Source organism: Streptomyces sp. P5F9, from assembly GCF_057961495.1.
The window spans coordinates 1-6294 of record NZ_JBXVPZ010000521.1 but is presented as its reverse complement, the minus strand read 5'-3'; the positions used below and the strand labels follow the sequence as shown (position 1 = coordinate 6294).

6 protein-coding genes are annotated in these 6294 nt (G+C 73.0%); 5 read left to right on the top strand and 1 reads right to left on the bottom strand.

All coding sequences use genetic code 11. From position 1 onward, the window contains the following. Together AC31A1_RS44375 and AC31A1_RS44370 are read left to right on the top strand one after the other, a co-directional pair. A partial coding sequence (locus AC31A1_RS44375; RefSeq protein ID WP_489658751.1) for an AAA family ATPase occupies positions 1–1184 on the top strand: 1184 nt, incomplete at its 5' end. Further along, the gene (locus AC31A1_RS44370) at positions 1181–2449 is read left to right on the top strand and encodes a vWA domain-containing protein (RefSeq protein ID WP_489658750.1); all 1269 of its coding nucleotides are present in this window, start codon (positions 1181–1183) and stop codon (positions 2447–2449) included. The genes AC31A1_RS44375 and AC31A1_RS44370, both read left to right, overlap by 4 nt. Positions 2450–2519: 70 nt before the next feature. On the opposite strand, the gene AC31A1_RS44365 is transcribed toward AC31A1_RS44370, so the two are convergent. After that, positions 2520–4286, bottom strand: coding sequence for a glycoside hydrolase family 35 protein (locus tag AC31A1_RS44365; RefSeq protein WP_489658749.1), 1767 nt, complete (start codon positions 4284–4286; stop codon positions 2520–2522). 87 nt (positions 4287–4373) lie between these two features. Here AC31A1_RS44365 and AC31A1_RS44360 point away from each other — a divergent pair, with 87 nt between their 5' ends. From AC31A1_RS44360 to AC31A1_RS44350, 3 genes are all read left to right on the top strand, one after another. Continuing rightward, the gene (locus tag AC31A1_RS44360) at positions 4374–5264 is read left to right on the top strand and encodes a helix-turn-helix domain-containing protein (protein WP_489658748.1); all 891 of its coding nucleotides are present in this window, start codon (positions 4374–4376) and stop codon (positions 5262–5264) included. 75 nt (positions 5265–5339) lie between these two features. After that, the gene (locus AC31A1_RS44355; protein ID WP_489658747.1) at positions 5340–5690 is read left to right on the top strand and encodes a chorismate mutase; all 351 of its coding nucleotides are present in this window, start codon (positions 5340–5342) and stop codon (positions 5688–5690) included. A gap of 152 nt (positions 5691–5842) precedes the next feature. Then, a partial coding sequence (locus AC31A1_RS44350; protein ID WP_489658746.1) for a response regulator occupies positions 5843–6294 on the top strand: 452 nt, incomplete at its 3' end.

Sequence of the window (6294 nt, the reverse complement as noted above, 5' to 3'; positions counted from 1 at the left end):
ACGTCGCCGAGGACCTGTTGACCCTCCTGCGCGACACCACCACCGAACCCCGCCCCGACACCCAGCTGGAGGCCCTGACCCTGGCCGTCGCCGCCGACCTCCCCGTGCTGCTGTGGGGCGAGCCCGGTATCGGCAAGACGGCCGCCCTGACGCAGCTCGCCGCCGCCCTGGACCTGCCGCTGACCACGGTGATCGCCAGCGTGCACGAGCCGTCCGACTTCTCCGGGCTGCCCGTCGTGGGCGACGATCCGGCCGAGCAGGGCGTCCCGATGGCCCCGCCGGACTGGGCCGTACGACTCGTGCGGGCGGGCCGGGGGCTGTTGTTCCTGGACGAGTTGTCCACCGCGCCGCCGGCCGTGCAGGCCGCGCTGCTGCGGCTGGTGCTGGAGCGGCGGATCGGCGCGCTGCGGCTGCCGCCCGGGGTGCGGATCGTGGCCGCCGCCAACCCCCGGTCCTCCGCGGCGGACGGCTGGGAGCTGAGCCCGCCCCTGGCGAACCGCTTCGTGCACCTTCAGTGGACGCACGACCACGAGGTCGTCGTACGCGGACTCGGCGGAACCTGGCCGCGGGCGACCCTGCCGACGCTCGACCCGGAGAAGCTCCCCGAGGCCGTGGACTTCGCGCGCCGCGCGGTGTGCGGGCTGCTCACCGGGCGGCCCAAACTCGTCCACCAACTCCCCGGTAACGAGACGCGACGCGGCGGCGCCTGGCCCTCGCCCCGGAGCTGGGAGATGGCGATGAGCCTGATCGCGTTCGCCACGGCGGCCGGTTCCTCGCGGGAGGTGCTGTCCCTGCTGGTCAGGGGCACAGTGGGGGACGGTCCCGGTCTGGAGCTGCTCGCGAGTGTGGACCGGATGGACCTTCCCGACCCCGAGATCTTCCTCGCCGATCCGACGGCCGGTGAGCTGCCCGCGCGCGGGGATCTGCGGCAGGCCGTGCTCGACGGTGTGGTGGCCGCGGTCCGCAACCGTCCCGACCGGGCCCGCTGGGACGCGGCGTGGGCGCTGCTGGTCCGGGCGTTGGAGACCGGCGCCCCGGATCTGGTCGTCGTCCCCGCGACCACCCTCGCCTCGCTGCGCCGCGAGGACTGGGACGTGCCCGCGGCCATCGAGCAGCTCGCCGGAGTGGTCTCGCTGTCGCAGCGGGCGGACCGCGCCGCCACGGCCGCGAAGGGCGGCCGATGAACACATCCGTAGCCAAGGGGGCGGGCGCTCTCGACGTCGACAAGCTCTTCGCCGCCCGCCTCTACGCGGCCCGCGTCCGCCCCTACCTCGCCACGGCTCTCTTCGCGCTCCACACGGTCGAGTCGCGGCACGTGCCGACGATGGCCGTCGACCGGCACTGGCGCTGCTACGTCTCGCCGGGTTTCGTGGACCGGATGTCCGTCGAGGACCTGGCCGGCGTCTGGGTCCACGAGGTCTCGCACCTCCTCCGCGACCATCACGGCCGCAGCGACCGTGTCGCCCGCGAGCGCGGACTGACCGGCCCGGGGGAGCGGCTGCGGATGAACATCGCCGCCGACTTCGAGATCAACGACGACGTGTTCGGCGACGGCCTGGTCACCCCCGAGGGCGCCGTCCAGCCGGGGCTGTTGGGACTTCCCGTGGGAAACCTCATGGAGGACTACCTGCGCTGGTTCCGACTCGGGCCGCGCACCCAGGACCTGGCCTGGCTGGACTGCGGCAGCGGCGCCGACGGGCTCGACCGGGAGTGGGACCTGGGCGCGGACGGCGCGCACGGACTCAGCGAGCAGCAGCGCGACGCCGTCCGCTTCCGCGTGGCGCAGGGCATCACCGGCCGCCCCGGCAGCGCCCCCAGCGGGTGGCGGCGATGGGCGGAGGAGGCGTTCCATCCGCCGCAGCCCTGGCGGCAGTTGCTCGGCGCGGCGATCCGCTCGGCCGTCTCCGCGCCCGGCGCCGGCGAGGACTACACCTACGGCAGGCCCTCGCGCCGCTCGGTGTCGCTGCCCGGCATCGTGCTGCCGAGCCTGCGCCGCCGGCCGCCCCGGGTGTGCGTGGTGATCGACACCTCCGGGTCGGTCAGCGACGCCGAGCTGGGCAGCGCGCTCCTCGAAGTCGCCGCGATCGCACGGGCCGTGGGCGGCCGCCGCGACCTGGTCACCGTGGTGCCCTGCGACGCCGCGGCCCGGGTCGCGCAACCGCTGTGCCGCGCCGAGGGCATCGAGCTGCTGGGCGGCGGCGGCACGGACCTGCGCACCGGCTTCGCCAAGGCGCTGCGCACCCAGCCCTGGCCCGACGCGGTCGTGGTCCTCACCGACGGCCAGACCGACTGGCCGGACACCCGGCCGCCCTGCCGGACGGTGGTGGGGCTCTTCCCGCGCCGGTACGAGACCGGGGAGTACGCCGAGGACGACCCCGACTACGTGCCGGACACACCGCCCGACTGGGCGCGGGTCGTCGAGATCGGGTCCGCCCCCATCGCCCGGTGATCCCTCGGCCCTCTACAGACCCTTCAGACCCTTCAGACCTTTCATGATCCCTCGGCCTTCTGCCGACCCTTCAGAGGCTTCGCAGCGTGAGGGCGAACTCCGAAGGGACCGGCGCCTCTTGAAGCTCCAGCACCCACACCTCGTTCACGCCCTCCCGCACGACGGCACCGGGGACGTACAACTCCCGTTGCGGACCGGCCGACCAGTACCGCCCCAGATTGAACCCGTTGACCCACACGAACCCTCGTGTCCAGCCCGGCAGTTCGAGCAGCGCGTCCCCGGCGCCGCGCACCTCGACGGTGCCGCGGTACAGCCCGGGGGAGCCGTCCGGGGGCAGGTCCCGCAGCGGAACCCCCTCGACGTCGTCCAGAGAGTCCAGCGCGTCGAGACGCAGCCCACGCGCGCGTACGTCGTGTAGATACTGCCGCTCGTGCAGCAGCCCCCCGGTGATCCCCTTCGCCTCCCCGAGCCGCGGCCCGTAATTGACCCTCCCCAGGGACTCCACCCACAGCTGCACACACGCGTGCCCGGCGACGGGCTCCTTGAGCTGCTCGTCGCCCTCCATGAGGACCCCGGCCCGCTCCCCGTCGACGTACACCACCGCGAGGTCCCGCAGCCCGCGCGCGGTGAGCGGACTGGGCGCGCGCGGTCCCGGAACGGTCACTTCGTAGCGGACGATTCCGCGGTCCACGTCGAGTTCCTCGAAGGTCGGCGGCACGGGCCCCTCCGTCTCCGGCCCGCCGCGTGCCTCCAGTACGTCGGCCAGGGGCGCCCACCCGGTCAGGTGCACCTGGGCCGGGGTGCCCAACACCGCCGGTGCGGGCGGGAGTTCGGGCAGCGGGCCGTCCGCGTACGCGGCGAGCACCTCGCGGAAGCGCCAGAACTTGTCCGTGGGGCGCCCGTACTCGTCGATCGGGGCGTCGTAGTCGTACGACGTCACATCGGGCTCCAACGGGCCCTCGTGCAGCGCTCCGCCGCCCCGGTTGGCGCCCGCCCAGCCGGCGAAGTTGGTGCCGCCGTGCGCCATGTAGAGGTTGACCGACGCGCCGCACTCCAGGATCTCCCGCAGCGCCGCCGCCGCGTCCTCGGCATCGCGCACGACGTGCTCGCCGCCCCAGTGGTCGAACCAGCCGCACCAGAACTCCATGCACATCAGCGGCCCTTCGGGCTGGTGCCTTCGTAGCGTCTCGAAGGCCTCGCGCGCGTGGGACCCGAAATTCACCGTCGCCAGGACACCGGGGACCGAGCCGCCGTTCAGCATGAAGTCCTCGGGACCGTCCGAGGTGAACAGCGGGACGGTGACACCCTGGTCGCGCAACAACTCCTCCACGCGCCGCAGATACACCGCGTCGGAGCCGTAACTGCCGTACTCGTTCTCGATCTGCACCATGATCACCGGGCCGCCGCGGTCGAGCTGGCGGGGGACGATCTCGTGCAGCAGGTGACGGAACCAGCGCTCCAGGTGGCCCAGGAAGCGTGCGTCACGCGTACGCGCGCGTGCCCCCAGTTCTCCCGTCAGCCAGTGCGGCAGCCCGCCGTTCTCCCACTCCGCGCAGATGTACGGCCCCGGGCGCACGATCGCCCACAGACCCGCCTCCCGCGCCGCGTCCAGGAACCGGCCCAGCGCCTGGACGTCCCGGAAGTCGCCCGGTGCCGGCTCGTGCAGGTTCCACGGGACGTACGTCTCCACGCAGTTGAGGCCCATCGCCCGCAGCATCGCCAGCCGGTGCCCCCAGCTCGCCTCGTGCACCCGGAAGTAGTGCAGTGCCCCGGACAGCAGCCGCACCGGCCGCCCGTCCAGCAGAAAGTCCCTGTCGCCCACAATGAACTCACTCATGCCGACGACTCTCGCCCCTTGGCGGCGATCACGTCCATGGACAAAGATCACCGCTACTTGGACCGAACACCGTGTGAGGGGGCGCCGATGTACCACACCTGGATGCGTTTCTTCACGCCCACACCCGCCCACCACCGCCTCGGCCTCGCCTGCCTCGGCGTAGGCCTCCAGTACGGCGCCCTGCCCACCGTCGGCCCCCGCACCCTCGACCACCACGTCGCCGTCGTGATCAGCGCGGGCGGCGGCTGGTACCTGAGCCCCGACGGCCGCCGTACGACCGTCACCGCGCCCGCGCTGCTGTGGCTCACCCCCGGCGTGCCGCACCACTACGCGCCCGACCCCGGCGGCGGCTGGGACGAGGGGTTCGTCGACTTCACCGGACCCGCGACGACGACGTACACCGAACTCGGCTACATCGAGCCGGAACGGCCCGTGGTGCCCCTCTCGGACGCGACGGGCCCCCGCGCGGTCATCGGGCGCATGGCCCGCGCCGCACGCCGCGGCAACCCCCTCCTGGAGGTGGAGACCGGCGCCGCCGTCCACGAACTCCTGGTCGCCCTGCGCCGCGCCCGCGCCGACCTCGCCCCCGACGGCGACCCCGTCCTCCAGGCCCTCGCCCGCGACGCCTGCCTGCCGCTCACCGTCGCCGACCACGCGGCCCGGCACGGCATGAGCCCCGCCGCCCTGCGCACCGCCGTCCGCCAGGGCGCCGGATGCAGCCCCAAGGACTACCTCCTCGGCATCCGCCTGGGCCGCGCCAAGGAACTCCTGGCCGCCACCGAACTCCCCGTCGCCGCCGTCGCCCGCCGCGTCGGCTACGACGATCCCGCCTATTTCAGCCGCCTGTTCACCCGCCGCGTCGGCATGCCCCCCGTCCGCTTCCGCGCCCAGCAGGGCCGAACCGTCCCCGGCGGCTGGAGCGACCAGGTCCCCGATCCGGCCGATCCACCGGTCATCGAGTGGCCGCACGCCACATAGGTCCGACGACGGTGTGGGCGCACACCACACGGGCCCGCTCATCGAGTGACCGCACGCCACGTAGGGTTGTCGCCCATGACCACCAGCATCAACGGAACCGGTGACGTCGACCCCGCCGTGCGCGAGGAACTCGCCCGGCTGCGCGACAGCATCGACAACATCGACGCCGCCGTCGTCCACATGCTCGCCGAACGCTTCAAGGCCACCCAGCAGGTCGGCGTCCTCAAGGCCACCCACCGGCTGCCGCCCGCCGACCCGGCCCGCGAGGCCCGTCAGATCGAACGACTCCGAGCGCTGGCCGAAAGCGCCAAGCTGGACCCGGCGTTCGCTGAGAAGTTCCTGAATTTCATCATCGGCGAGGTCATCCGCCACCACGAACGCATCGCGGAGGACGCCGTGAACGGCGGTTCACCCATGGCGAACTGACCTCGCACGTCCGGTAAGGGGCGTGACAGCGGGGCGAGTCCGGGGCCATGCTGCGCTGTGCGCTCCTTGCGCACTCCATGTCAGTCGACGGGCACACCCCGTCAACACCTGCGTCATAAGCTGGTTGTCCCACGCGGGAGGGACGTCGGGCCATGCCGTCGGATGCCGAGATCCTCATCGTCGACGACCATGAGGACACGCTGTACGCGCTGGAGAGCGCCCTCGCCCCGCTGGGCTACCGGCTCGCCCGCGCCACCAGCGGCGACGAGGCGCTCAAGCAGGTGCTCCGCGGCAATGTCGGTCTCCTCCTGCTCGACGTGCGCATGCCCGGCGTCGGCGGCCTGGACGTCGTCCGCTACATGCGCCGCCTCGAACAGACCCAGCACATCCCCGTCCTCCTCCTCACCGGCTTCGGCCCCGACCCCGAGATGACCTCCGCCGCCTTCACCCTCGGCGTCGCCGACCTCGTCATGAAACCCGTCGACCCCTGGGCCCTGCGCACCAAGGTCCGCTACCTCTACGACGCCCACCAGCGCCACCGGGCCCTCGAACAGGAGGTCCGCGAACTCCGCGCCCTCCTCAAGGACCCGCACGAACCCCGCCC

Bases quoted from the DNA above. Each gene is read 5' to 3' on its own strand.
- AC31A1_RS44360 (WP_489658748.1), top strand. From the start codon at position 4,374: ATGTACCACACCTGGATGCGTTTCTTCACGCCCACACCCGCCCACCAC.
- AC31A1_RS44365 (WP_489658749.1), bottom strand. From the start codon at position 4,286: ATGAGTGAGTTCATTGTGGGCGACAGGGACTTTCTGCTGGACGGGCGG.
- AC31A1_RS44355 (WP_489658747.1), top strand. From the start codon at position 5,340: ATGACCACCAGCATCAACGGAACCGGTGACGTCGACCCCGCCGTGCGC.
- AC31A1_RS44370 (WP_489658750.1), top strand. From the start codon at position 1,181: ATGAACACATCCGTAGCCAAGGGGGCGGGCGCTCTCGACGTCGACAAG.